General features: G+C 61.5%; 19 protein-coding genes and 1 tRNA gene. 8 read left to right on the plus strand and 12 right to left on the minus strand.

Annotated elements, in window-relative coordinates:
* The first annotated feature begins 153 nt into the window (after positions 1-153).
* Both ACFSDX_RS03185 and ACFSDX_RS03190 read left to right on the plus strand, forming a co-directional pair.
* Positions 154-702, plus strand: coding sequence for a GNAT family N-acetyltransferase (locus tag ACFSDX_RS03185; protein ID WP_382311732.1), 549 nt, complete (start codon positions 154-156; stop codon positions 700-702).
* 507 nt (positions 703-1209) lie between these two features.
* Positions 1210-2475, plus strand: a complete 1266-nt coding sequence (locus tag ACFSDX_RS03190; RefSeq protein WP_382311733.1) for a TPM domain-containing protein — start codon at positions 1210-1212, stop codon at positions 2473-2475.
* An 83-nt stretch (positions 2476-2558) separates the two neighbouring features.
* Here ACFSDX_RS03190 and ACFSDX_RS03195 read toward each other — a convergent pair whose 3' ends face one another.
* Positions 2559-3695: an esterase/lipase family protein gene (locus ACFSDX_RS03195; RefSeq protein ID WP_382311734.1), complete on the minus strand. Its 1137-nt coding sequence runs from the start codon at positions 3693-3695 to the stop codon at positions 2559-2561.
* Positions 3696-3831: 136 nt separating this feature from the next.
* On the opposite strand from ACFSDX_RS03195, the gene ACFSDX_RS03200 reads away from it, so the two are divergent.
* Both ACFSDX_RS03200 and ACFSDX_RS03205 read left to right on the plus strand, forming a co-directional pair.
* Positions 3832-4200 (plus strand): hypothetical protein, encoded by a 369-nt coding sequence (locus ACFSDX_RS03200; protein ID WP_382311735.1) that lies wholly within the window; start codon positions 3832-3834, stop codon positions 4198-4200.
* 190 nt (positions 4201-4390) lie between these two features.
* Positions 4391-5413 (plus strand): MBL fold metallo-hydrolase, encoded by a 1023-nt coding sequence (locus ACFSDX_RS03205; protein ID WP_382311736.1) that lies wholly within the window; start codon positions 4391-4393, stop codon positions 5411-5413.
* 50 nt (positions 5414-5463) lie between these two features.
* Here ACFSDX_RS03205 and ACFSDX_RS03210 read toward each other — a convergent pair whose 3' ends face one another.
* The 4 genes from ACFSDX_RS03210 to cphA are packed head-to-tail and all read right to left on the minus strand — an operon-like array spanning position 5464 to position 11145.
* Positions 5464-6096 (minus strand): flavin reductase family protein, encoded by a 633-nt coding sequence (locus ACFSDX_RS03210; RefSeq protein WP_382311737.1) that lies wholly within the window; start codon positions 6094-6096, stop codon positions 5464-5466.
* Between the two features lie 53 nt (positions 6097-6149).
* Positions 6150-6590: a DoxX family protein gene (locus tag ACFSDX_RS03215; protein WP_382311738.1), complete on the minus strand. Its 441-nt coding sequence runs from the start codon at positions 6588-6590 to the stop codon at positions 6150-6152.
* Between the two features lie 59 nt (positions 6591-6649).
* A complete protein-coding gene (locus ACFSDX_RS03220; protein ID WP_382311739.1) occupies positions 6650-8464 on the minus strand; it encodes a DUF885 domain-containing protein in 1815 nt (604 codons plus the stop codon).
* 14 nt (positions 8465-8478) lie between these two features.
* Positions 8479-11145: a cyanophycin synthetase gene (gene cphA / locus ACFSDX_RS03225; RefSeq protein WP_382311740.1), complete on the minus strand. Its 2667-nt coding sequence runs from the start codon at positions 11143-11145 to the stop codon at positions 8479-8481.
* Positions 11146-11488: 343 nt separating this feature from the next.
* Here cphA and ACFSDX_RS03230 point away from each other — a divergent pair, with 343 nt between their 5' ends.
* Genes ACFSDX_RS03230 through ACFSDX_RS03240 form a run of 3 tightly spaced genes read left to right on the plus strand, consistent with a single transcriptional unit; the run spans position 11489 to position 14309 of the window.
* On the plus strand, positions 11489-12640 hold the full coding sequence (locus ACFSDX_RS03230) for a DegT/DnrJ/EryC1/StrS family aminotransferase (protein ID WP_382311741.1): 1152 nt from the start codon (positions 11489-11491) through the stop codon (positions 12638-12640).
* Positions 12600-13595: a glycosyltransferase family 2 protein gene (locus tag ACFSDX_RS03235; RefSeq protein ID WP_382311742.1), complete on the plus strand. Its 996-nt coding sequence runs from the start codon at positions 12600-12602 to the stop codon at positions 13593-13595. The genes ACFSDX_RS03230 and ACFSDX_RS03235 overlap by 41 nt, the downstream gene beginning before the upstream one ends.
* A 60-nt stretch (positions 13596-13655) precedes the next feature.
* Entirely contained in the window at positions 13656-14309 is a 654-nt protein-coding gene (locus ACFSDX_RS03240; protein ID WP_382311743.1) for an acetyltransferase, read from the plus strand.
* Between the two features lie 157 nt (positions 14310-14466).
* On the opposite strand, the gene ACFSDX_RS03245 is transcribed toward ACFSDX_RS03240, so the two are convergent.
* Both ACFSDX_RS03245 and rpsA read right to left on the minus strand, forming a co-directional pair.
* Positions 14467-14537: transfer RNA gene (locus ACFSDX_RS03245), tRNA-Cys, on the minus strand.
* Between the two features lie 109 nt (positions 14538-14646).
* Complete coding sequence (gene rpsA, locus ACFSDX_RS03250; RefSeq protein ID WP_382311744.1) at positions 14647-16542, minus strand: 30S ribosomal protein S1; 1896 nt, start codon at positions 16540-16542, stop codon at positions 14647-14649.
* 313 nt (positions 16543-16855) lie between these two features.
* Here rpsA and gpmA point away from each other — a divergent pair, with 313 nt between their 5' ends.
* Positions 16856-17545 (plus strand): 2,3-diphosphoglycerate-dependent phosphoglycerate mutase, encoded by a 690-nt coding sequence (gene gpmA / locus ACFSDX_RS03255; RefSeq protein WP_382311745.1) that lies wholly within the window; start codon positions 16856-16858, stop codon positions 17543-17545.
* A gap of 121 nt (positions 17546-17666) precedes the next feature.
* Here gpmA and ACFSDX_RS03260 read toward each other — a convergent pair whose 3' ends face one another.
* From ACFSDX_RS03260 to nirD, 5 genes are all read right to left on the minus strand, one after another.
* On the minus strand, positions 17667-18353 hold the full coding sequence (locus ACFSDX_RS03260; RefSeq protein ID WP_382311746.1) for a precorrin-2 dehydrogenase/sirohydrochlorin ferrochelatase family protein: 687 nt from the start codon (positions 18351-18353) through the stop codon (positions 17667-17669).
* A 55-nt stretch (positions 18354-18408) separates the two neighbouring features.
* A complete protein-coding gene (locus ACFSDX_RS03265) occupies positions 18409-19911 on the minus strand; it encodes a rubredoxin (protein ID WP_382311747.1) in 1503 nt (500 codons plus the stop codon).
* Between the two features lie 38 nt (positions 19912-19949).
* A complete protein-coding gene (locus ACFSDX_RS03270) occupies positions 19950-23450 on the minus strand; it encodes a molybdopterin-dependent oxidoreductase (protein ID WP_382311748.1) in 3501 nt (1166 codons plus the stop codon).
* 72 nt (positions 23451-23522) lie between these two features.
* On the minus strand, positions 23523-24842 hold the full coding sequence (locus tag ACFSDX_RS03275; RefSeq protein WP_382311749.1) for an MFS transporter: 1320 nt from the start codon (positions 24840-24842) through the stop codon (positions 23523-23525).
* Between the two features lie 88 nt (positions 24843-24930).
* On the minus strand, positions 24931-25281 hold the full coding sequence (gene nirD, locus ACFSDX_RS03280) for a nitrite reductase small subunit NirD (RefSeq protein ID WP_382311750.1): 351 nt from the start codon (positions 25279-25281) through the stop codon (positions 24931-24933).
* Positions 25282-25371: the final 90 nt, after the last annotated feature.

The raw sequence follows: 25371 nt of genomic DNA on the forward strand, positions 1-25371 counted from the left end.
TCGTAGGTCGAAGCTCGTAGCGCGAATTTTGTAGTTCGCATGCTAAAACGGGGCGGCGCGAACTACAAAGTTTGCGTGGCTGCTCAGTTCTACACTACCTTCAAAATTACCCTAGGTGCCTTCCTGAGGCCGCGCGGGCCGTATATAGCAGCTATGATTCCATTGATTGTTCATACCCCACGCCTCCTTATCCTGGCGGCCAGCCGGGCGCTGCTCACCGCTGAGCTGCACAAGCCCCAGTATTTTCCCGTTTTGCTAGGGGCCGTGCTGCCCACCGACTGGCCGCCCGGCGACTACGACCGGGAGGCCATGCAGTACTTTCTGGAAAAGCTGACGGCGGGTGGCCGCGAGGCGGCCGGCTGGTACGGCTGGTACGCGCTGCGCAAAGCCGAGGGCGACACCCCGCGCACGCTCGTGGGTACCGGGGGCTTTATGGGCCCGCCCGATGCGGCGGGCACGGCCGAAATCGGATATTCTATTGCCGCCGACTGGCGCGGGCAGGGCCTGGGCACCGAGCTGGTGAGCGGCTTGGTGCAGCAAGCCGCCGCCACCGGCCAGGTGCGCCGGCTGGTGGCCCGCGCCCGCGCCGACAACCCCACCTCGCAGCAGGTGCTGGTGCGCAATGAATTTGCGCTGGTGGGCCCCGCTGAAGACGGCTACGTGCGCTTCGAGCGGGTAGTGGTGCCCGCCGCGGTGCTTTAGGCCCGGCAGGACGCAAAAAGAGCCCGGCTACGCGCGTAGCCGGGCTCTTTTCGTTTGGAGGTAGCTCTAGGCTACTTCTTCTGGGTAGTGGTCTTCTTGCCGTCGGGCTTGCTGCGCTCGTCTACCTCGTTCTTCTTCTCTTTCTTCTTGGTTTCCGGGTCGGTGTGGTTAGGCGTTTTCATGGTCTGGGGGCTAATGGATACGCTGGTAGTACGCAGCCGGCGCGCAATACGTTTTAGCCAGGCAGCTGACCGAGGCCGGCGGCCTCCGGCTGGGGCTGGGTATCAGGTAAGTGGCGATGGGTACCGGTATAGGCTCGCACCTTAGAAAGCCGGTGGCTACCTAGCCGGCGCTGCCTGGCAAGCGCCTCAGCCACCCTAGTAGCCCGGTGCCTCAAGTCCCGCAGTGGCCTTGGTTTGGCTGGCTCATTTTGCAAAAGCCACCTTGCTTGGCTAACTGCCGTAAAAGGAAAGTGAAACTTTTTCATTCTTTCACCTCCCCTTTCCCATGTCTCGTTTTCTCACTTTTCTACTGCTCGCGCTAGCGGTTGGGCTTGGTCGCCCGGCTGCCGCGGCCGACGGTATTCCGGCCCGGCCGGAGCCGTTCACCTTCGTTACTGACCAGGCCAACCTGCTCTCGGCCGCCGACGCCAAGAAGCTGGAAGGCGGCCTGCGCAAATACGCCGACAACACGGGCACGCAAGTCGTGGTCGTGACGGTGCCCTCGCTCAACGGCACCAGCGTGGCCGAGTACGCCCGCCAACTGGGCACCGCCTGGGGTGTGGGCCAGCGCGACAAAAACAACGGTATTGTCATCCTGCTTTCGGGCAAAGAGCACCAGATGAGCATCGAGGCGGGCTCCGGCTTGCGCAGCTCCATCACGCCCGAGCTTACCAAGCGCGTGATGAGCCAGGACATGGCCCCGGCTTTTAAGCAGGGCAACTACTTTGCCGGGCTGCGCAAAGGCCTGAACACGCTGATGCTGGCCGCCAACCCAAGCTCTAACCCGCGCAAAAACGGCGCGGCCACTACCCCTGCTACCGCCACATCGACGGCAATTGACAACACCGCCACTACTCCCAATGCTATGGGTGCCGCGAGCACCGAGCCTACCACCTCCGCGCCTACGTATCCGGCCGCCGAGCCTGCTTCGTCGGGCGGCGGGCTGGGCATTGGCTCGCTCCTCATCGGGGCGCTGGTCATTGGCGGCGGCATTTGGCTGGTGAAGCGCTTGTTCAACCGGAGCAACAATAATAATACGGCGGCTCAGTCGCCCACGACGCCTAATTTCCGGGGCAACGGCCCTGTAGCGGGTAACCAAGCCCCCAACTTTATGGGCAATGGCAACCAAGGCTACCAGCAGGGCGGCGGCTATGGCGGGCAGGCCCCTAGCTCGGGCCCAGGCATAGGCGGTATGCTGGCCACGGGGGCCGCAGCGGCCGCGGGCGCCTACATAGGCAATCGCATGTCTGAGGGCCACGACACCTCGGGCAGCGCGCACAATCTGGATGCCGGTACGGCTGGTGCTGGTGCGGCGGGCGCTAGTATTGCCGGCGCGGGCGCTGTGCCGCCGGCTAATGCCGCCAGCGACTACTTCGGCAACAGCAACGGCGGCGCTGATAGCGCGGAACCCGACTATTTCTCGGACAATGCCAGCGCAGATAATTCGGGTGACTATTTCTCCGGCGATGGTGGCTCCTACGACGATACGTCGTCGAATGACACTGGCGGCGGCGGCTTCGATAGCACCGACGACAACCAAGGCTCGTGGTAGGCTATAGGCCACCGAAAGTCTTTTAAATAAAAAGCCCGGCTGCCTCACACAGCCGGGCTTTTTTTTATTAAGTTAGAGCATCTTCACGCCCACTGGCGCAGGTAGTGGTACACCTCGGGGTGGTGCAGCAGCCCCACGTGGTGCTGCTGCCCAAAGTGGGCGGTGCGCACGCTGGTGCCGGGCGGCAGGGTAGTCTCATCGCCAAAAAGCTCGCCCTGGCCGCTGGCCGTGCCCACTAGGCCGTCGCCAAAGTAATCGCGCACGGTGCGGGGCAGGCTGGCCCGCAGCCAAGCGCCCACCAGCACGTGGTAGCGCACGCCGGGTAGCAGGGGCACCACCGTGCGCGGGCGCGGCAGGGCGGGGTCGTCGGGCTGCTGCCAGTCCTCATCCACCAGCAAAGCCTGGCCCAAGTCCTTGATGCCATTGGAGCGGCGGGCGATGGCCTCGCTCATAAAGCGCGTTGGAAACAGATTGATGCGCTTGAGCAGGCGCTCTACCAGCAGGCTATTTTGCTCCAGGTAAGAGCCATCGTGCGGCACCCCCAGCAGGAAAACGGAGCCTAGGTGGGCTAGCCAGGAAGGCGCGCTTTCCAACGGCCCGGTAGCTGGCGAGGAGGCGGTTTTTTTAGGTTTTTTGGCGCTTGCTTGGGTCCGTATTTTCTCAGCCGCGCTCGCGTAGTAGCCCGCCGAGCGCACCACCAGCCCGCCCATGCTGTGGCCCACTAGCACCAGCTCGCCCAGGGCATCGGGGTAGGTGAGGAGTAGGTCGGTGAGCAGCCGGTGCAGCGCCCGGCCATTCTCCGAAATGTGCAGGCCCGTGTTGTAGCGCACGTAGAGCACCCGCACGCCGGCCTCAGCGGCCAGGCGCGGGCCGTAGCGCAGCGGGCCGCCCGGCCCGTCCTGAAAGCTGGTTTGCCAGATAAGCTCGTCGCCCATGAGCCCGTGCACGAACACCACCGTTTTTTGGTGCGGCTCGCTCAGGCCGAGGTCGGCCACCGCCACATCGTGGCCGCCCCGCCGAAAGCTGAGGGCAATGGCGCGCGCATCGTGGCGCGCGGCCAGCTGGTCGCCGAGGGCGCCATTGAGCACGGGCAAGAAAAAATGCTGGTGCGCCCGCCCCGACTGGTACAGCTGCGCGGCCCCGCGCACGGGCAGCAGGGCGGCCCGCTTGAGTGTACCTAGGGCGCGGTGCAGGGGCGAAGGCGTAGAAGAAGCAGCCATAGCAAGTAAGAAAGGCAGATGCGGCGGGCGAAGCAAACCAACTCGAAGCCCTAGGGCAACAAAAATCCGGCTTCCTCGTCCAAGTCTAAACGCAGTCGGGCTGCATCTTTGCACCAACAACTCCTTTTATTTTCGTATGAACTCCTCTTTTCGCCCTGCCCTGGCGCTGCTGCTGGGTATTGCTTCGGCCACGCTGCTCACGGCTTGCGACTACAATTACAGCCCCGGCAAAAACCCCCAGTTCGAGCACGGCTTCAACGGCACGCCCGGCTTTACCAATGCCGACGTGAACCGCGATAGCATCAACTACAAGCAAAACGTGCGCACGCCCGTAGGCAAAGGCTCGGCCGCCGACCTGAAAACGGCCAGCGTGGACGAGCAGCAGCAGTCGGCCCCCGCCGGTAAGAGCAGCGCCTCGCCCCAGTCGGCCAGCGGCCAGCTCGGCGACGTGAAGCAGGCCAAGCCCACCGACAACTCGGCGGCCCCCAGCGGCAGCAACCAATAATATTTTTAGCGACGCCTGAAAGCCCACTGCCGCCCTGGTAGTGGGCTTTTTACGTGCCCACCGCGCCGCCTAGCCGAGCTAGTAGCCTCAGCCCTAGGTGGTAAAATAAAGACCCGGCGCGCCAATGTCCGTAAGCCAAAATTAAAGGGCCGCCGGCCCAGCCACCCAGTGTTTCCCACCCCTGCCGCCTATGCTTTCCAATGATGCTTCGCGGGCTACTACGCCCGCTTTCATGCCCGTGGTGCCCGGCCTGCACGTGCTGCGCGACGTCTTTGTCAACCTCTACTACGCAGCCGCTGTGCCCGAGCAGCTGCTCGGCCCTTGGGTACTGATTGATGCCGGCCTGCCCGGCTCGGCCGCCAAAGTCAAGGCGCACGCCGCCGAAGTATTTGGCCCCGCCAACCCGCCGATTGCCATCGTAATGACGCACGCGCACTTCGACCACGCTGGCAGCCTCGACGAGCTGCTGAAGCTCTGGCCCGAAGTAGCCGTGTACGCCCACCCGCTCGAGCTGCCCTACCTCACGGGCCGCTCTAGCTACCCGCCGCCCGACCCCACCGTGGGCGGCGGCCTAATGGCCTGGAGCTCCTTCCTGTACCCCAAGCATCCCTACGACCTAGGCGCCCGGGTGCACCCGCTGCCCGAGGATGGTAGCGTGCCCGGCCTGCCCGGCTGGCGCTGGCTGCACACGCCGGGCCATACGCCGGGCCACGTGTCGTTTTTCCGCGAAGAAGGGCGGGTACTGGTGGCCGGCGACGCCTTCACAACCGTGCGGGGCGAATCGGCCATCGCCACCTACACGCAGCACCAGGAGGTGCACGGCCCGCCCGCCTACTTCACGCCCGATTGGGATGCGGCCCGCGTGTCGGTGGCCGAGCTGGTAACGCTGGTGCCTGAAGTGGGCGCCACCGGCCACGGAATCCCGATGCACGGCGACACCCTACGCTCGGAGCTGGCGCACCTGGCAGTGCATTTTAATACCCTGGCCCGTCCCAAAATAGGCCGCTACGCCCACCAAGCCGCCGTAGCCGATGCCGACGGCGTGCGCTCCGTACCGCCGCCCTTGGTGAGCCCGCTCATCAAAACGCTGGCCATCGCGGGCACGGTGCTGGCCGCCGTGGGCTTGGTGCTGGCTAGTAAGAAGCGCCGCAAAAAGCCGCGCCGGGCCTGGTACCACGACCGGCCCGCCCGCCCGCGGCCCTACCGCCACTAGCTCCTAAAAAAGGGGTCGGCAAACCACCTGGTTTGCCGACCCCTTTTTGCTTATTCCGCCTTCGGGAAGTTGCCCGGCCGGGCGTAGCCGAAGCGCTGCGGCGGTAATACCTCGTGGTAGCCATCGAGGCCCGAGATAGCCGCCTCGCCCAGCGCTACCAGGTCGAGGGTGCCATCGGGGCGCAGGCCCTCTTCGCGCAGGTACACGTGCTCCACGGTGCTCACCAGCAGCACCGTGCCGTTGAAGATGGCGTGCTCTTCGCGCAAGCGCAGCCCGATGCTGAGCGGGCTCTTGGCCACGTAGGGCGCCGGAAAACCGTCGCGGTGAATAGCGGTGAAACTGCATTCTTCAAACTCTGACACCCCGTCGTCGAAGTTAGCCGACGTGTAGTGCGCCTGGGCTACCAGGCTCAGCGGCACGTGGTTAAGGGTGAAGCACCCGTCATTATCCTTGATATTCTGATAGGTGTGGCGCGGCACGGTGTTAGGCCGCGTCACGATGCCAAGCACGGCCGGGTCGGACCCTAGGTGGATGGCCGAGCTGAAAATAGCTAGGTTGGTTTGCCCGTCGGGCGCGGACGTGCCCACGAGGTTAGCCGGCTTGAAGCCTGGCAGGCCATTAACGAGGTTGAGGCGGTAAACTTTTTCGAAGGCCGAAATATCGGCAGCGGTTATATGGACCACAGATTTAACGGATTTAACTGATTTCGCGGATACGCCTGCCTGCGGCAGGCTGACTATGCTATGGAGGGGCTAGCTGGATTGGTGGCTAGGCTGGATGAGCTTACCGCATCTAGGCACAGGCGGTTGCGCTGTAAGTGCAGCACCAGCGTAATAATGTAGAGCCCATACACCAGTTGGTCGCCTACTAGCGTCCACTTTTCGAGTAGACTGCTGCCAAATACTAGGCTCATTATTACCAGCATGGCCGCCACCAGCGCTGGCCGCGTGAAGAGCCCCACCAGTAGCAGCGCACCAATGGCGCCCTCCACAAATGGCAGTGCGGTGGCATATAAGCTCACCAGCGCCGGCGGCAGCGGGGAGGCGGCAAATTCCTTCTCGATGCCCGCCCGAAATACGGCCAGCTTAGGGATGCGCACGAGTCCGTGCATCAGAAAATTGAGACCTAGGAGGAGGCGGCCCAGCACAAAGGCAAGCTCGAAGTTGTTGAGTTTCATACAAAAAGAAAGCGGCGAACCTACTGATTCGCCGCTTTCGGGTAAATGGTTACAACAACCTACTGCACGCTCGCCGCCCAAGCGTCCATTTTCTTTTCGAGCACGGCCAGTGGCATCGAGCCATCCTTCAGCAGTTCGTCGTGGAAGTCGCTGAGCTTGAACTTACTGCCTAGCTGCTTTTCGTACTTGGTGCGCAGCTCCCGGATTTTGAGTTGCCCAATTTTGTAACCCAGCGCCTGGCCCGGAATGGCCATGTAGCGCTCGATGGCCGAGGTGGCCTCGTCGGGGCTGGTGCTTAGGTTTTCGAGCATGTAGGCAATGGCTTGCTCGCGCGTCATTTGGCGCGAGTGCAGGCCGGTGTCCACCACCAGGCGCACGGCGCGCAGCATTTCGTCGCCCATGGCGCCCATGCGCTGGTAGGGGTCTTTGTAGAGACCTAGCTCGGCGCCCAGGCTTTCGCAGTACAGTGCCCAGCCCTCCACGTAAGCCGTCTGGAAGCCGAAGCGCCGGAACTTGGGCAGCGTGGTGTTCTCCTGGGTCAGCGAAATCTGGTAGTGATGGCCCGGAATGGCCTCGTGCAAAAACAACGACTCCATGCCCGAGGTCGTGGCAAACTTGGTAGCATCGGGGATGGGCACGTAGAAAATACCCGGCCGCGAGCCATCCGGCGAGCCCTGGTTGTACTCCGCCGACGCCGAGGCCTCGCGGAACTTCTCGGTTTCACGAATCTCAAACGGCGTTTTGGGCGTGCGCCCAAACATCGTTTTCAGGTTGGGCAACATCCGCTGGTGAATGTCCTCGAAGGCGGCCAGCACCTGCTGCGGCGTCTTGAAGGGCCGGAACTTGGGGTCGGTGTTCAGGTACTTGAAGAACGCTGGCAGGTCGCCCTTAAAGCCAACTTCCGCCTTGGTTTTCTCCATGTCGGCCCGAATGCGCGCCACCTCACCTAGGCCAATCTGGTAGATTTCGGCCGGCGTTTTGTCGGTCGTTGTCGCGTACTTCACCTCGTAGGCGTAAATGTCCTTGCCGCCGCTCACGGCGTCGATGCCGCTCGTGGCGCGAGCCTTGGGCAAGTACTCGGTCTGCAAGAACGCGCCGAGCTTCTCATACGAGGGCACCAGTTCGGTGAGGATGGCCTGCTTGTAAGCCGCCGTCAGGCGGGTTTTGTCGGCGTCCGAAAAGTCTTTAGGCAGGCTGGTTATCGGCCCGTAGTACAGGCTTTTGGTGGGGTCCGTCACCACAATATCCTTGGCCGTAAGTTGCGGAATCATGCGCACCACCAGGGCCCGCGGCAGCACCACGCCCGCCTTCAGGCCGGTGCGGAAGTTGGCAATGGCCGAGTCGGTCCAGGCCGTGAAGCCGCGCACGCGCCCCAGCCAGTTGTCGTAGTCCTGCACCGTTTTAAAGGGCTGCACGCCCTGGCCCGAGCCGTACTGCCCCAGCGAAATGGGTAGCCCGTAGAACTGGTTGGCGGGCAGCATCCAGCTGTTAAGCTTGAGGCCAGCCAGCCCGTGGGTCATCTCGTACTGAAAGATGTCGTAGCTGATTTTATCGTTTGCCGCGAGCTTTCCGCGGTCAAATTTCTCCAGCCGCGTGAGGTAGCCCTGGTAAAAATTGCGCAGCGTATCGCGGAAGGCGCGGGTCTGGTTATTGGGCAGCTGGTCGTTGTAGCGGTTATCGCCGTAGGCCGTGGCATCGAGCGGAAACAGCTGCGAGTTTTTCTCCCAGTAGCTGTCAAACAAGGCGTTGAGGTCCTTATCGCCGCTAGCAGTGGCCGCAGTTTCCAGGCCGCTTTTATCCGACGAAGTAGACGACTGGCAGCCCGCCAGCCACAAAGCCGCGGCGGCCAGGGCCGCCTGCGCGAGGTATTTCATTGAAAGAAAGCGAATTAAATTTGGTGAGGCAAGTTGGCGCCCGCGTCCTTGCCTAGGTTGGCCTCGTACTCGTCGAGCTTCTTGAGCACGCCCGTGATGTTCTCGGTCAGCAGCACTACTACCGAGCCATCGGGCGCGGTAGCCAGCACGTGGTCGATGGCGTCCAGCTCGTTTTCAATGTACGTAACGGGCAGCTCGGGCTTGTCGAGGCGCAGGCCGCGGGTCATTATCTCCCGCAGAAACTCGGCCGACTTGCCGCGCAAATCCCGGTCCTGGCGCAAGATTATCTCGTCAAAAATGCGCCCGGCAATGCGCGAGAACCCTAGGGTGTCCTCGTCGCGGCGGTCGCCTAGGCCGCTCACTACGCCGATTTTGCGCGTGGCCGAGGTGGCCGCCATAAACTCGGCAAAGCGCGTGATGCCCGCCGTGTTGTGGGCGTAGTCCACGATGACCTCAAAGCGCGGAAACTTGTAGCTGTTCATGCGCCCCGGCGTCTTGGTGCCCGAGGGCACGAAGGTGCGGAATGCCGTCTTAATCGTGTCCTTGTCGAAGCCCGCCAGGTAGCCCGCCAGCGCGGCGGCCAGCGCATTCTCGATGTTGAAGGTGGCGCGGCCCCCTAGGGTCACCGGGAATTCCACCGCGCGGTCGATGCGCAGCTTGTAGGAGTTCTTATAAATCGTGAGGTAGCCTTCCTCGTACACTGCCGCTACGCCGCCGGCCTCCACGTGCTCCTGAATGCGAGGGTTGTTCTCGTTCATGGAGAAGTAAGCCACCTTGCAGTCGAGCGTGCGGCCCATGTCGTACACGAGGTCGTCGTCGGCATTGAGCACGGCCCAGCCGTGCTTGGGCACGGTGCGGGGCACCACGGCCTTCACGGTCGCCATTTCCTCCACGGTGTAGATGTCGCGCATGCCGAGGTGGTCGGCCGCCACGTTGGTCACCACCGCAATGTCGCAGCTGTGGAAGCCCAGGCCCGAGCGCAGCATACCGCCCCGCGCCGTTTCGAGCACAGCGTAGTTCACGGTGGGGTCGCGCAGCACGAACTCGGCGCTTTGCCCGCCCGTGCAGTCGCCTTTTTGCAGCTGCACCCCCTGAATGTAAATGCCGTCGGTAGTCGTGAAGCCGACTTTGTAGCCGATGCTGGCCACCAGGTGCGCAATGAGGCGCGTAGTGGTCGTCTTGCCGTTGGTACCCGTGATGGCAATAATCGGAATGCGCGCCGTGGAGCCGGGCGGAAAGAGCATGTCAATAACCGGCGCGGCTACGTTGCGCGGCAGGCCCTCGGTAGGGGCAATGTGCATGCGGAAGCCTGGCGCCGCGTTCACTTCAATCACCGCGCCCCGCGTCTCGTTCAGCGGAATCGCGATATCGCTGGTCAGCAGGTCGATGCCGCAGATATCCAGCCCCACGATGCCCGCCACGCGCTCGGCCAGCAGCAGGTTGTAGGGATGGATGAGGTCCGTTACGTCGGTGGCCGTGCCGCCCGTGCTGATGTTGGCGGTGCTCTTGAGGTACAGCGTTTCGCCGGCCGGTAACACTGAGTCCAGGCTCAGTTCCTTACCCTTTAGAATGTCCAGCGTGTGCTGGTCGGCCTTGATGGAGGTGAGCACCTTTTCGTGCCCCACGCCGCGGCGCGGGTCCGTGTTTACTTGGTCAATCAGCTGCTGAATCGTGCTGCTACCGTCGCCTTTCACGGCGGCGGGCGTGCGCTTGGCGGCTGCAATGAGCTTGCCGTTTACCACCAGCAGGCGGTAGTCGTCGCCCTCCACAAACTGCTCCACAATCACGGCCCGGCCGTACTCCTTGGCAAACTGGAGGCCTTCCACTGCATCGTCCCAATTCATGATGCGGATGGTGGCGCCCTTGCCGTGGTTGCCATCGAGCGGCTTGGTCACGATGGGAAAGCCTAGTTCCTCAATAGCGTCGCGCAGGCCGTCCTCCGAATACACGGTAGTACCGCGGGGTACTGGCACGCCGCCATCGGCCAGCATGGCCTTGGTGCGGTTCTTATTGCCGGCCACTTCCACGCCCGCGTGCGAGGTCAGGTTGGTCGTCGTAGCCCAGATGCGGCGCTGGTTCACACCGTAGCCAAGCTGAATAATGCTGCTGTTCTTGAGCTGAATGTAGGGAATGTTGCGCGAGGCCGCCTCGGCCACGATGCTCCAAGTGCTGGGTCCAAAAAACTCCTCCTCCCGAATGTCGTGCAGCTCGTCGATGACGGGCTTCAGGATAAAGTCCTCGCCTTTGCACAGCGCTTCTACCAACTCCACGGCGGCCTGGGCGGCGTAGCGGCCAGCCCGCTCCTCCTGGTAGGCAAACACCACATATTCCACGCCCTCTTCGCGGGCGGGGTAACTTTTGCCCCAGAACACCGGCATGCCAGCCTCGCGCTGCAATTCCAGGGCCACGTGCTGAATAACGTGCCCTAGGGGCTCGCCATCAGCCAGCTGCTCCTGAGTCAGGGGCGGGTGCTTGGCCAGCTGCTTGTTGGCGTGGCGGCCCGCTGCCTGGGGCTGGCCCAGCTGGGGTAGCAGGGCCGTCAGGCGCTCGGCAAAGCCCTCAATGGTATTGCTCCATTCGCCGGCAAGTTCCTGTAAATCAACTTTGCATACAATCAGCCGGTAGTGCTTTACCGACCAGTAGCTCGGCCCGCGCATGGTGCGGAGGTCAATAATCTTCATATAGCCAAAACAAGGATGAGGCGCCGGCCCGGCCGGCGGCACGGCAAGGTAGGCAGTACGCCGCTTAATGGCGCATTATTGTGGGGATAGGTACCTGCCAGGGGCAGTTGCCATCGCAGCAGAAGCCAGCCGCAGGCTTGAAAGCTGCTAGCACATCTGCTGGCCCGATGGGCCGGACAGAATGAGCGAGCCCGTAGAGTAGCGCTTTTACACGAGCCGCCAAGTGATTTTTTTTCTGAATAAGTAAAAATTTTGATATAGCATCAATATGTGATACTGATGCGTTAAAGCTCAGGTTATCTTTGCAGTTACCTGAACCATATCGTCTCTGTCTGCCTCCACTATGAAGCAATTACCGCCTGCTATTACCGTCACGCGCACCGTAATGCCACCTCTTGAGGAGTACGTTGGCTACCTGACCCAAGTGTGGGCCAGCGGCCACCTGACCAACAATGGTCCCCTGGTAGGGCAGCTGGAAAACGAGCTGGGTAGCTTTCTGGATGGAGCACAAGTGGAGCTGACTGCCAACGGTACGGTGGCCTTGCAACTGGCTATCCGGGCGCTCGACCTGACGGGCGAGGTTATTACTACGCCGTTTTCATACGTGGCCACTACTGCTGCTATTTTGTGGGAGCGCTGCCAGCCAGTTTTTGTTGATATCGAGCCCCACACGTTTTGCCTGGATGCTACCAAGCTGGAAGCGGCCATCACGCCGCGCACGCAGGCCATTCTGGCCACGCACGTATATGGCTACCCGTGCGATGTAATGGCTATCGAGGCCATTGCCCGGCGCTACGGGCTGAAGGTCATCTACGATGGGGCGCACGCCTTCGGCACGCGGGTGCACGGACGGGCGCTGCTCACCTACGGCGACCTCACGACTTGCAGCTTTCACGCCACCAAGCTCTTTCACACGGGCGAAGGGGGCGCCCTCGTCACCACCGATGCTGCGCTGGCCCGGAAAATCTGGCTGCTCAAAAGCCACGGCCACATGGGCGATACCTACGTGCTGCCTGGCACCAACGGCAAAACGTCGGAGCTGAACGCCGCGATGGGCCTGTGCCTACTGCCGCGCGTGCCGGCGTTCATCGCGGCGCGGGCGGCCCTGCACCGGCTTTACCGGGCCGAACTGGCCGGCCTGCCCCTGCGCTACCCCGTGCTACCCGCCGATACGGAATACAACTACGCCTACTTTCCAGTGGTGCTGCCCGATGAGGAAACGGCCGTGCGGCTGCAAGTAGCGCTGGCGACCCAGGGCGTGGGGGCCCGGCGCTATTTCTACCCCACGCTCAATGCCTTGCCCTACCATATCGGCGCGCCGTGCCCAATGGCCGAAGATATTGCCGGGCGCGTGCTGTGCCTGCCCTTTTATGCCGACCTCGCGGCCGAGCAGGTAGGGTTTATTGCGCGCATCATCGTTGCCTTCTTTCAACCCAGCCACCCTATTCTGAGCCATGACCAGCCGCATACCCAACCCACCATCGCCTGTGCCTAAAGTGAGCGTGGTGGTGCTCACGCGAAACCACGAGGCCTACCTGGCCCAGGCCCTCGATAGCGTGCTGATGCAGGAAGTGGATTTTGCCTACGAGCTGATTGTGGGCGAAGACGGCTCGACCGACCGCACGCGGAGCATCCTGGAAGACTACGCGCAACGCTACCCGGCCATTATCCGGCCCATTTACCACTCGCCCCAGGTAGGGGTAGGCGCCAACTTGCGCGCGTGCTTTGCGGCTTGCCGGGGTCAATACCTGGCTACGCTGGAGGGGGATGATTACTGGACGGCCCCGCACAAGCTGCAAACCCAGGTAACGTGGCTGGATGCGCACCCCGATTATGTCTTCTGCTTTCACCGGCACAGTGTGGTGCAGGCCGGGCAGCCCAAGCCGGCTGTTGCCCCACCCGGCGGCCCACCCGTGGTCGAGCCAAAGACGGTTTTCGAGTTTGCCGATTTCCTGACCCAGCTAGTGGCCCACATCAGCACGGTGGTGTTTCGGCAGGTGCTGCCCGCGCTGCCCGAGTGGCTCTTCACCGTGTACCCCATCGACATCCCGCTGCTGGCCCTCTACGCCGAGCACGGCAAGGTGAAGCTATTGCCCGGCTGCCACAGCGTATACCGGGTGCACGCCGGGGGTAGCTGGTCGGCCATCTCGCGTGAGCGGCGCGCGCAACACTACGTAACGATGCACCAAAAACTGCGCCTGCACTATGCCGGTACTGCCTACCAGAACCTGCTTGCCATAGCCCACGCGAGAATATGCCTCATAATAGCGGATGAAGGCATTCAAGCCGGAAATCTAGCCGATGCCCGCCGTTTTATTGGTCATTTCTGGGCCAATGACACAACCTACGCCATCAAGCGGCAGCTCTGGAAAAGCGTAGCGGGCGTTAGCGCGCGGCTAGCCAAAAGCACGGTGACGCAACTCCTGCGCGCCGCCCCTCGGCAGGCGTAGCCAGGCCATTAGCCGCTCGTGTGCCTTTTTTACCAACCTGACTATATACTCCAAGCTGCTATGAAAGTCGTGATTTTTGGCACTGGCAAACACGCCGAGATGGTGCACTACCTGTTCACCCACGATAGCCCGCACGAGGTAGTGGCCTTTTGCGTAGGCAGAGCCTATCTGTCAGCTACCGGGGGGCAGCTAGTGGGGTTGCCAGTGGTAGCGTTTGAGGAGTTGTCCAGCCATTATCCAGCGGTAGCTTTCCAATTGCACATTGCTGTGGGGCAGCCCAAAGCCCGCCGCCATATCTATGAGCAGGCCAAGGCGGCCGGTTACTCCTTTGCCAGCTACATCTCGTCGCGAGCTAATACCTGGCCCGATATGGTAGTTGGCGAGCACGTGTTCATTGACCCCATCGCCAGTATTCACCCCTGCGTAACGATTGGGGATAATGCAATGCTCCTAGGGGTTATTCTTGGGCATCACAGCGTTGTGGGAAGTAATGTGCTGATTTCAGCCTGTATTATTGGGGGCAACGCCCGGATAGGCGACGATACCTTTGTCGGTATGGGCGCCGTTATTAATGAAAATGTGCGCATCGGCCGCAATAACATCATCGGGGCCGGCGCCCTCATCGGCAAGCACACCGATGATAACGCGGTGTACACCGGGGAGTACAGCAAGAAGCGCTTGGTCGATGCTAGTCGAATTGCCTTGTTTAAGTAAGCTAGGTACCAAGTGCGCCGAACAAGCGTCGGAAATCTAAGCCGCACTGTCGCCTGAATTGGGAAGGCACAAAATTCGCCGGTTAGACTAGCGAATTGCCAGAAAAAGCAAAACCCCCTCTAAGCGCTTGGCTCAGAAGGGGTTTTGCTTTTAAAAGAGGTAACGGGCGGATTCGAACCGCCGTAGGAGGTTTTGCAGACCTCTACCTAGCCGCTCGGTCACGTTACCGGCTTGGGGGCACAAAGGTACGCAAAAACCCGGTACTGCCAAAGTTCGTCGCACAAAAAAGCCCCGACCTTGCGGCCGGGGCTTCTTATTTTACGCTGAAACCAGAAGCTTATGAAGCCTGGATGTCAGCATTGTCAGGCGACGGGCCAGCGGCCGGTACATCCTGACGGGCCTTCAGCTTGTCTTCGCCAGCCTGGCGCTCGGCGCCAGCTAGCTGGTCGCGCAGGGCGCTCAGTGCGTCGAGGTCACCTAGGGTGTTCTTCTCGGCCGGCTTCTTGAGGTCGCTCAGTTTGCCTTCGCCTTGGGCTGCGCCGCCAGCGGGGGTTTTCTTCGCAAACTTCGAATTGGTGTTGGTGCTGCGGTTGCTTTCGTCCTCTTTGTTGTACACCGCGGTGTGCGAAAGCACGATGCGACGGTCATCTTTCGAGAACTCGGTAACGCGGAAGTCCAGCGCCTCGCCGTTTTCGGCGTTCGAGCCATCTTCCTTCACCAAGCCTTTGGGGTAAGCGAAGCCCTCGATGCCGTAAGGCAACTCGAGTACTGCGCCACGGTCCGACTTCTCGGTGATGGTAGCCTTGTGCACCGAGCCGGGGGTGAACACCGTCTGGAAAGTATCCCAGGGGTTTTCCTCCAGCTGCTTCACACCCAGGGCGAGGCGACGGGCCGACATATCCAACTCGAGTACTACTACGTCGAGTTTGTCGCCTACTTTCACCACTTCCGACGGGTGCTTCACTTTTTTGGTCCACGACAGGTCCGATACATGCACGAGGCCGTCCACACCTTCTTCCAGTTCTACGAACAGGCCGAAGTTGGTCAGGTTGCGTACGGCACCGCTGTGCTTGGTGCCCACGGCAAACTTCTCGGAGAAGTCGCCACGCGTCCACGGGTCTTCGGTCAGCTGCTTGATACCCAGGCTCATCTTGCGGTCTTCACGGTCGAGGGTCAGTACAACTGCCTCCACGATGTCGCCCTGCTTAATGAAGTCCTGCGGGTTGCGCAGGTGCTGGCTCCAGCTCATTTCCGATACGTGAATCAGGCCTTCTACGCCCGGTACCACTTCCATGAATGCGCCGTAGTCGGCTACGTTCACGATGCGGCCCTGCACACGCGAGCCAGGACCGAGGTCTACTGGCAGCGAGTCCCATGGGTGCGGCGTCAGCTGCTTCAAGCCCAGCGAAATACGCTTCTTGGCTTCGTCGAAGTCCAGTACAACCACGTTGAGTTTCTGGTCGAGCTGCAGTGCTTCGCTCGGGTGAGCGATGCGGCCCCACGAAATGTCCGTGATGTGCAGCAGACCATCGACACCGCCGAGGTCGATGAACACGCCGAAGTTGGTCATGTTCTTGATGTTGCCCTCCAGAATCTGACCTTTTTCGAGGTTGTTCAGGATGGCTTCGCGCTGCTGCTCCAAGTCCTTTTCGATGAGGACTTTGTGCGAAACAACTACGTTGTCGAAAGCAGCGTTGATTTTCACGACTTTCACTTCCATGCGGCGGCCAACATAAATGTCGAAGTCGCGGATGGGTTTCACGTCGATTTGCGAGCCGGGGAGGAAGGCTTCTACGCCATCCATCTCCATGATGAGGCCGCCTTTGGTGCGGCGCTTCACCACGCCTTCCAGCACAGTATCATTCTCCAGGGCCGCGTAAATCGCGTTCCAGGCCTGCTTGATTTTAGCTTTCTTACGGCTCAGGATAAGCTGGCCGTTGGCATCTTCCTGGTCTTCGATGAACACGTCCACCTCGTCGCCAACCTTCAGGTCGGGCAGGTCACGGAATTCGCTCAGGGGCACGAGGCCGTCTGATTTGAAGCCGATGTTCAGGATAACATCGCGGTCGGTGATGCCCACCACGGTGCCTTTAATAACCTCTTCCTCCTGAACGGTGGTGAGGGTGTCGCCGTACATTTTTTCGAGTTCGGCGCGTTGGTCAGCGTTGTAGTTGCCACCAAAACCGTTGGCTCCTACGTTGTCCCAATCGAAATCGTCAATCAATTCTGCCATGAAATAGCAGGCTCCTAAACTACTGAACGCCACACCGGAACCTAGAGCGGGGCGCATTTTGGGTTGGTTCCGAAAGAAAAATCTCCCGACCTGCCGCCTTGACAGGGCCGCAAAGGTACGGATTTTCAGCGGGTTTAGCAAGCACTTGGGTAATGCCAGGAAGAGTTGTCGATGACTTCGATATACCGGGAATTTATAGTTTGCCCCGTAATAGCAAGGTGCGGGAAACGGTCTAGATTTGGCTCATGAGACCTTCACACGCACTATTGCCGTATCGTGAGCCGAGCTCTCACGCTACTACAACGTATTTACAATGGAAAAACTCGTGCTCATCCGCCACGGTGAAAGTCAGTGGAACCTCGAAAACCGCTTCACTGGCTGGACCGATGTGGACCTGACCGATACCGGCCGCGAGCAGGCGCGCCACGCGGGCCAGTTGCTGAAAGCCAACGGCTACATCTTCGACCAGGGCTTTACTTCCGTACTAAAGCGGGCCATCAAAACGCTGGATTACGTGCTGAACGAGATGGATTGCATGTGGATTCCGGTGCAAAAATCGTGGCGGCTGAATGAGCGTTTCTACGGCGCCTTGCAGGGACTGAACAAAGCTGAAACGGCTGAGAAATACGGCGCCGAGCAGGTGCAACTGTGGCGGCGCGACCCGCACGCGCTGCCGCCCGCCATCACACGGGAGGACCCGCGCTACCCCGGCTTCGACCCGCGCTACAACCACTTGACCGACCGCGAACGGCCGCTAACCGAGAACTTGAGCGAAACGATGGCGCGCGTGATGCCCTTCTGGACCGAGCGCATCATGCGCGCCATGCGGCACCAGCAAAAGGTAGTAGTAGCGGCCCACGGCAACAGCCTGCGGGCGCTGGTGCAGTACATTGATAAGCTCTCGGATGAAGATGTGACGAACCTAGACATCCCGACTGGCGTGCCGCTGGTGTACGAGCTAGACGATAACCTTGACAAGATTCAGCACTATTATCTGACGTAGCCAAAAAGTAGTTTGGAATCTGCGAGTCCAAGCCCAAGCGCAGCGAGTATAGACGTCTGAGCAGAATAAACGGGAACTACTCGCTACGCTCATGCTCGGACTCGCAGAGTCCAAGCTACTGCTATTCCGGACGCCTGACTAGGCGGCTAACTACGAACGCCCCGACGGCTAGCAGCGAGCCCGTGGCCACGCGGCGCCAGCGCTTGGTGGCGGGTGACTCATAGGCCTTGCCGCCGGCTAGCTCGGCCGTCACGGCGTTGAGGGACTTTACTTTATTGGCAAAGTCGCCGGCCAGCCGGTTGCGGATAATGGTCATTTGCTCAAGCACTTCGTCTAGTTCTTCGGGTAGCGTGTCTTCGAGCACGGCGCGCAGACGCTTGCCCACAGTGGGCGATTTGCCATTAGTAGACACGGCTACTTTGAGCTGGCCTTTCACTACCACCGAGGAGAGGTAGAAATCGCATAAAGCCGGCGTATCGGCCACGTTCACGAGTAGGCGACGCTGGCGGGCGGCGGCTTTGATGGTGCGGTGCAGGGCCGGGTCGTCGGTGGCGGCAAACACGATGTCGGCAGCGTCTAAGTCGGTTTCCAGCCAGCCGCGCTCGATGAGCTGGATGCGCGGATGACGGCTGGCCACTTCCCGTAATTCGGATAGGAAGGTGATGCTGATGATAGTAACCGCCGTTTCGGGGCTGTTGCGCAGGATGGCGGTGAGCTTCTCCAGGCCCACGTTGCCGCCGCCCACGAGGAGCACGCGCAGGTTTTCGAGCTTGAGAAAGGCGGGGAAAAGCGGGTTTTGGTTGGGCATAGGGCGAAGGTAGCGGCCGGGCCCCGCCGCACGTGCGCCGGGCCTAGGTTGCCTTTTACGCAACTGAGGTAGCCGCGGCGAGCCACTGGCTTTGTGGCGTAGGCACGGCCACGAACTGGGCTAGGGGCGCCTCGCAGGTGGGGCAGCAGTAAGCGGTGAGCGTCGCAAACGCGGTGCCGGGCGCGATGCCCTGCGCCGAGTCGCCGTAGGCTTCGTCGTACACCGTGAGGCAGCGGCGGCACTGGTAAAGCGGCGCCGTAGCGGGCGCGGCATCCGCAACGGGGGCTATTTCCTCGGGGACGGGGAGGGACGGCGCGCTTTGCAGCTCGTAGAAATAGTCGCAGAGCTGCGTGAGGTACCAGGCCAGGTTGTCGCGGTTGACTTTTTTGCGGAAGCTGATAAAATCCTTATTGTTCGGATTGAAGTCGCGGGTGTGCAGAATCTCGTATTGTTCGGCGTGCAGGCCGGTTTGGGTCAGATTATCGAAGTGATGGCGAATGACGATGGAGCCGAACAAGCCGGTTTTGGGCTGCGTCTTGATGGCAAAGCACAGCTGGTAAGTGCGAATGTCCTCCTCGTTGAGGTAGCGCACCAGCTCGTGTTTCAGGGCCAGGCCCTGGGCGCAGTGGTCCTCGACCTGCCAGTTGAGTTCGTTGGCGGCGTGGCGCACGTTGATGCGGTGCTTGCGCAGGACCACGTCCCAAAGCGGCCGGTCGGCCAGCTCGATAGACTTAATAATGAGCGATTTCCACGGCGTGGTGCACAGCTGACCTAGGCGCGTCTGGAGGCACAGCTGGCACACGTCTTTCAGGAAAGCCACTGCAAACTGCTCGTCGCGCCGGTAGATGCCCAGCCACAGCTTGCTGCCGTAGCGGTTGAAACCCTCGTAGTAGGGCAGCGTGAAGGTGGGCAGCGTGAGTGGCGTAGTAAGCGGCTGCAAAACAAAGGTTTGGCCCGCGCTCACCAAGCTGTGCAGCAGCGGCCCGTTGGCGGCGGGCTGCTCAAAAAACTGGTCTTTGTGCGCGTAGATAATGCGCTCGATGGCGCCGCTTAGGCCTGGAATATCCTCCGAGTACACTAGCGACGGCCAGCAGTAGAGCACGTTGGTCTTGGGAAACCGCACGTAGCAGTACCAGTAGTTGCTGGTGTCGGAGGCGATGAAATTGAGGTTGCCCGTGAAGAAGGGCACGAAGGTCTGGTTGCGGTCGATAAGGTTGATTTTCAGCCTAGGATGAAAATCGAACAAGTCCAGAATGTCCTTGTACACCCCTTCGCGCAGCCACGCCGTGTTGTGAAACACGTCCTCGACCACGTAAGAGCTGCTGATGTTGGGGTGCACGTCGGCATCGACTTCGCACAGGATATTGGCCTTGGCCAGGGCTTGCACCAGGCCGCGCCGCTGCGCGGCCGCCACCGTGAAAAGCAGCTGCTGGCGGTGGCCAAACTGAATGTGCTCGACCTCGGCCGCCTCCGCCGCTTCGAGGATGGTAAGCAGGTCGCCAGCCGGCACGATGCCGCCGGGCAGATTGATTTTAACGAGGTGCGTCTGGGGAGGCATGGGGCGATGGCCGAGCGGGTGGGGTACCTAGGGACTGTTCAGCTTATGGTCACCAGGCTTTCTTCGAGCAACTGTTGCACTTCGGGACGGCACGAGCCGCAGCCGGTGCCCGCGCCGGTGCTGGCGCACAACTCGGCGAGGCTGCCGCAGCCCGTGGCGATGGCTTGGCGTAGGTTGTCGGCGCCCACGTTGTTGCAGCTGCACACGAGCTTGCCGAGTACCGGCGTGGCGGGGCCGCCGCTGCGCAGCAGCTGCAAGCGCTTGTCGCTCAGCTCGGTTTTATTGGCAATGAGCTCGCGATACTCCTGAAACTCGTTTTTGTCGCCGATGAGGATGGCGCCCACCAGCCGGTCCTGGTGGATGATGCACTTCTTGTAGTAGCGTTGCGCCTGGTCGATGAAGACAATCTCTTCATAGTCAGTCGTATTGGGGCGCTCGGGTAGGCCGATGCTGCACAAGTCGAAGCCATGAATCTTGATGATATTCATGAACGTGCTGCCCTGGTAGTGGCTGGCCACGTTGCCATTGAGATAGTGCGCCAGCACGGCGGCCTGTTGCTCGGCGGCGGCCGTGATACCATAGAGCGTGCCCTCAAACTCGGCGATTTCGCCCAGGGCATACACGCTGGGGTCGCTGGTTTGGAGGTGGGCATCGACCACTACGCCGCGCTTGCAGGCCAGGCCGCAGTCGCGGGCCAGCTCCAGGTTGGGCGCGGTGCCGATGGCCAGAATCACGGCGTCGCAGGCCAGGCGGCGGCCGCTTTTCAGGCCTACCCCCGTTAGACGGGCGCGGCCGTAGTAGAGCTCCACCTCGTCGTTGAAGTAGAGGTCGCAGCCCTGGTTTTCCATTTCCTCGCGCAGCAGCTGGCTGCCGAGCTGGTCGAGCTGCCGGTCCAGAAACCGCGACGTGCGCTGAATCACCGAAACCCTCGTGCCCACTTCGCGCAGGGAAGCCGCCATTTCGAGCCCTAGGAGGCCACCGCCCACTACCACCACGTGCGCCTCGGCGGGCAGGTGGTTTTTGAAGTCGTCGGCGTCGGTGCGGCTGCGCATGGTGAAGATGCCGGGCAGCGCGGGCACGTGGCGCGGCAGCGCCGCCCGGCTGCCGGTGGCCATGAGCAGCACGTCGTAGTCGGTGCGCTGGCCGCGCGAGTCGAGCACGTATTTCTCGGCCCGGTTCACGGTTTCGACGCTCACGCCGCGCAGCAATTGGATGTTATAGGCGGGCTCGTCGGCGTCGGGCATTTTCACCAGCTGAGCCCAATCCTGGTGGCCGCTGATGTAGTCGGGCAGCATCACCCGGTTGTAAAACGGGAAATCTTCCTTGCTGAAGATAGTGATACTATCGGCCTGGTTTAGCTCGCGGTACGACTTCACGAAGCCGTAGGCCGCCGCGCCCGCCCCAATGATGACGATGCGTTGCGTCGGCTTCTGGTACTTCACCACCTGCACCGCGCAGTACTTAAAATCGGGCTCCTTCGAGAGGGGGTCGAGGGCGCCCGAGGTCACGTTATTGGCACGGTTCAGGTCGGAGCCCAGGACCTTGCCCCAGTGCATGGGCAAAAACACGACGCCCGGCCGAATGCCCGCCGACAGCCGCGCCGCTATGCGCACCTCGCCGCGGCGCGACTGCACCACCACGAGGTCGCTCTCGGCTACGTTGAGCGCCGCCGCGTCCTGCGGGTGCAGCTCCATAAACGCTTGCGGAATGTGCTTGGTGAGCTTGCTCACCCGGCCCGTCTTGGTCATGGTGTGCCACTGGTCGCGGATGCGGCCCGTGGTGAGGATGAACGGGAAATCCTCGTCCGGCGCCTCGCTTCGGAAGGCCGCCGTCACGGGGTGAATAACCGCCCGGTGCGACGGGGTATAAAACTGCTGGTCGGTGAATAAGCGCGCCGTGTCGGGCTCAGCCTGGCTAGTGCGGTAGGGCCACTGCACCGAGCCGCGCGCGCGCAGAATACTGTAGTTCAGGCCGGTGCTATCGAGGCTGGTGCCCGCCGTGAGGCGAATATGCTCCAGGTAGATGGCTTCCATATTCGGGAAGTCGAAGCCCCGAAAGCCCATGGCCCGCGCAAAGCGGCAGATGATTTCGGCGTCGGGCAGGGCCTCGCCGGGCGCGGATACCACCCTAGGCAGGTAGCTGATGCGGCGCTCCGAGTTGGTCATGGTGCCCTCCTTTTCGGCCCAGGCGGCGGCGGGCAGCACCACGTCGGCGTAGGCCAGGGTTTCGGGCTTGGTGCTGACCTCCTGCACCACCACGTACTTGGCCTTGGCCAGGGCGGCTTCGGCCTGGCGCACGTTGGGCAGGCTGGTGAGCGGGTTGGTACAGATTATCCAGATGGCTTTGAGGCGGCCATCTTCCAGGGCTTCAAACATTTCGGTGGCCGTGTAGCCGGGCGTGGCCGCCAGCGGCCCGCTGCCCCAAAACTGCTGCACCTCGGCCCGGTGCGCCGGGTTGGCTAGGTTGCGGTGGGCCGGCAGCAGGTTGCTGAGGCCGCCCACCTCGCGCCCGCCCATGGCGTTGGGCTGGCCGGTGAGCGAGAGCGGCCCCGCGCCCGGCCGCCCAATCTGCCCCGTAATGAGGTGCAGATTCAGCAGGCTCAAGTTTTTATCGACGCCTACGGCACTCTGGTTCAGCCCCATCGTCCACATCGATAGAAACGCCTGCGCGCTGCCGATGTAGCTGGCCGCTAGCCGGATATCCGCCTCCGGCACGCCGCACAGCTGCGCCGATTCGGCCAGCGTGCGCTCAAATACTACCTCGCGGTAGGCCTCGTAGCCCTCGGCGTGCTGCTCGATGAAGGCCAGGTCGATGTCGCCGCGCTCAATCAGGGCGCGCCCTAGGGCTTGATTCAGCACCACGTCGGTGCCGGGGATGAGCTGCAAGTGCACATCTGCCAGCGCGCAGGTATCAGTGGCGCGCGGGTCGATGACGATGATTTTGGTCTCGGGGTGGGCGGCTTTGTGGGCCTCCACCCGCCGCCACAAAATGGGGTGGCACCAAGCGGGGTTGGCGCCCGTCACCAGGAAGCAATCGGCCAGCTCGATGTCGTCGAAGCACACGGGCACGCTGTCTTCGCCCAGCGCCATCTTGTAGCCCACCACCGCGCTGCTCATGCACAGGCGCGAGTTGGTATCAATGTTATTGCTGCCAATGAAGCCCTTAATGAGCTTATTGATAACATAGTACTCTTCCGTGAGGCACTGCCCCGAGGCGTAAAACGCCACCGAGTTGGGCCCATACTGCTCAATAAAGGTCTTGAAGACTGCGGCCGTGCGTTGCAAGGCTTCGTCCCAGCTCACGCGCTGCAAGGGATGGTTTTTGCTGTAGCGCATCTGCGGGTACAGCAGCCGCTCGCTGCGGTCGTTGACGGTGTATTGCAGGTTGAGGCCCTTGCTGCACAGCGCCCCTTTATTGACGGGGTAAGCGGGATTGCCCACCACGGCCACGTCGCCGTTTTTGAGCGGCTCGACCAGCACCCCGCAGCCCACGCCGCAGTAGCAGCAAATGGATGGGGCAGCCGCGGTGGAAGTAGGCATATATCTTACGCTTAATTGATTACACCAGAATAACGTTGCCTGGCTCGCCAGGTGAGGCCAACGCCCACCAACCTAAGCGCTCGCCAGCGTCAAAGGAGCCTCGGTAGCGACCTCTGCCGATTCTTTTACTACCAAGCGTACCAAAAGCACTATCGCGCCCACGGCCGCCACCCCAAAGCCGATGTAGAGGAAGGCCTGGCTGTAGGAAATGCTGGCTGATTTGAATAGAAAGCCGACCAGCATGGCGCCTAGGTTGCCGCCCGCGCCCACCACGCCGCTCACGCTGCCAATGGCTTCCTTGTTCACAAACGGCACGATGGAGTAAGTGCAGCCGTTGGCCATTTTCAGAAAGAGCGCGAAGCCCAGCATGGCCGTAATGGCTAGCGCCAAACTCGGCGCCATCGAGAAAAAGGCGATGCCAATGCCTTCGAGCACCAGCAGGCCGCTGAGCAACACCCACTTGCCCTTGATGCCGTAGGCCCGGCCAGTGCGGTCGGCCACGATGCCACCGAGGCCGCGGGCGAAGATGTTCATGAAGCCGAAGACGCCGGCCAGTAGCCCCGCCGCCACCAGCGTAGCCCCAAAGTGGTCGACAAAATACACGGCGGCCACGTTATCAATCGTGATTTCGATGCCGAAGCAGGCGCCGTAGGCCAGCGCCAGCAGCCAGGTGCGGTAGTCGCGCAGGGCTAGCAAGAAGGTGCCCTTCTTTTTGATAGACGCCGTGCGCTCAATATCGGCGTAGTTGCCGCGGGGCGTGTCCTCGGTGAATTTGTAATACAACACGGACATAATCAGCAGGATAACGCCCGGTACCACCATGGCGAGGCGCCACGAATTGGCCTTGTCCACGTAGCCCAAGGCCACGAAGCCGGCGGCTACTAGCGGCATCAGCATGTTGGCAATGCCGCCCCCTAGGTTGCCCCAGCCGCCGGCCACAGCGTTGGCCGTGCCCACGATATTGGGCGCGAACATCATGGACGTGTGAAACTGCGTGATGACGAACGACGCCCCGATGATGCCGATGGCGAGGCGAAACAGCAAGAAGCTCTGGTAGCTGTTGCTCAGGCCGATAAACATTACCGGCAGCGCGCCTACGGCCAGCAACAGCGTGTAGGCCAGCCGCGGCCCGATGGTGTCGCAGAGCTTGCCCATGAGCAGGCGCGCCAGGATGGTGGCCGATACCGAGGCAATGACGATGTTGCCGACCTGCCCCTTGTCGAGGTGCAACTGCTCGCGCACCAGCGGCATGAGCGGCGCAATGCCAAACCACCCAAAAAAGCAGAAGAAAAACGTGAGCCAGGTTAGGTGAAACGTGCGCATTTGCACGCCCTTAGTGGCGAAAACATTGAGCCGGGAGAGCGGCTGCTGCGTGGGTAGCGTAGCGTCCATAAGCGAGGGAGTAGCGCGGGTTTTTAGTCCGCGAGTGGAAATACTAGATTATTTCAGCGGGCGGACTGAAAGCCCGCGCTACCGTGTATCAGGCCCAGCCGATGTACACAGTATTATCCTCAACCTTAATGGGATAGGTCTGAATGGTGCACTCGTCAGCGTTTAGGCACTCGCCGGTGAGCAGCGAAAACGTGCGCTTGTGGTAGGGGCAGGCCACTTTGGGCTCGCAGGCTTCGCCGGTGCTACCAATCATGCCCCGCGCCAGTATCATCTGCTGCTTGTGGGGGCATAGGTTTTGGGTGGCGTACCACTCGCCACGCCGGGCAAAGTTGAAGATGGCCACCTGCTCACCCTCTACCAGAGCGCAGGCCCCGCCATCGGCGGGAATGTCGGCGGCCTGGCACACGGGTAGCCAGGTAACGGCAGTTGCGGTTTCCATAAAATATTGATTATGAATGTTTAGATTGAGTAAGCGACTGATGCGTAGCGTGGATTCTGCGAGTCCGCGAGTGAGTGGAGCGAGTAGCTT

Origin of the sequence: Hymenobacter bucti, assembly GCF_042681145.1 — a bacterium.
Classification (GTDB): Bacteria; Bacteroidota; Bacteroidia; order Cytophagales; family Hymenobacteraceae; genus Hymenobacter; species Hymenobacter bucti.

Coding starts and splice junctions, on each gene's coding strand:
- ACFSDX_RS03185 (WP_382311732.1), top strand. CDS start 154: ATGATTCCATTGATTGTTCATACCCCACGCCTCCTTATCCTGGCGGCC.
- ACFSDX_RS03190 (WP_382311733.1), top strand. CDS start 1,210: ATGTCTCGTTTTCTCACTTTTCTACTGCTCGCGCTAGCGGTTGGGCTT.
- ACFSDX_RS03195 (WP_382311734.1), bottom strand. CDS start 3,695: ATGGCTGCTTCTTCTACGCCTTCGCCCCTGCACCGCGCCCTAGGTACA.
- ACFSDX_RS03200 (WP_382311735.1), top strand. CDS start 3,832: ATGAACTCCTCTTTTCGCCCTGCCCTGGCGCTGCTGCTGGGTATTGCT.
- ACFSDX_RS03205 (WP_382311736.1), top strand. CDS start 4,391: ATGCTTTCCAATGATGCTTCGCGGGCTACTACGCCCGCTTTCATGCCC.
- ACFSDX_RS03215 (WP_382311738.1), bottom strand. CDS start 6,590: ATGAAACTCAACAACTTCGAGCTTGCCTTTGTGCTGGGCCGCCTCCTC.
- ACFSDX_RS03220 (WP_382311739.1), bottom strand. CDS start 8,464: ATGAAATACCTCGCGCAGGCGGCCCTGGCCGCCGCGGCTTTGTGGCTG.
- cphA (WP_382311740.1), bottom strand. CDS start 11,145: ATGAAGATTATTGACCTCCGCACCATGCGCGGGCCGAGCTACTGGTCG.
- ACFSDX_RS03230 (WP_382311741.1), top strand. CDS start 11,489: ATGAAGCAATTACCGCCTGCTATTACCGTCACGCGCACCGTAATGCCA.
- ACFSDX_RS03235 (WP_382311742.1), top strand. CDS start 12,600: ATGACCAGCCGCATACCCAACCCACCATCGCCTGTGCCTAAAGTGAGC.
- ACFSDX_RS03240 (WP_382311743.1), top strand. CDS start 13,656: ATGAAAGTCGTGATTTTTGGCACTGGCAAACACGCCGAGATGGTGCAC.
- rpsA (WP_382311744.1), bottom strand. CDS start 16,542: ATGGCAGAATTGATTGACGATTTCGATTGGGACAACGTAGGAGCCAAC.
- gpmA (WP_382311745.1), top strand. CDS start 16,856: ATGGAAAAACTCGTGCTCATCCGCCACGGTGAAAGTCAGTGGAACCTC.
- ACFSDX_RS03260 (WP_382311746.1), bottom strand. CDS start 18,353: ATGCCCAACCAAAACCCGCTTTTCCCCGCCTTTCTCAAGCTCGAAAAC.
- ACFSDX_RS03265 (WP_382311747.1), bottom strand. CDS start 19,911: ATGCCTCCCCAGACGCACCTCGTTAAAATCAATCTGCCCGGCGGCATC.
- ACFSDX_RS03270 (WP_382311748.1), bottom strand. CDS start 23,450: ATGCCTACTTCCACCGCGGCTGCCCCATCCATTTGCTGCTACTGCGGC.
- ACFSDX_RS03275 (WP_382311749.1), bottom strand. CDS start 24,842: ATGGACGCTACGCTACCCACGCAGCAGCCGCTCTCCCGGCTCAATGTT.
- nirD (WP_382311750.1), bottom strand. CDS start 25,281: ATGGAAACCGCAACTGCCGTTACCTGGCTACCCGTGTGCCAGGCCGCC.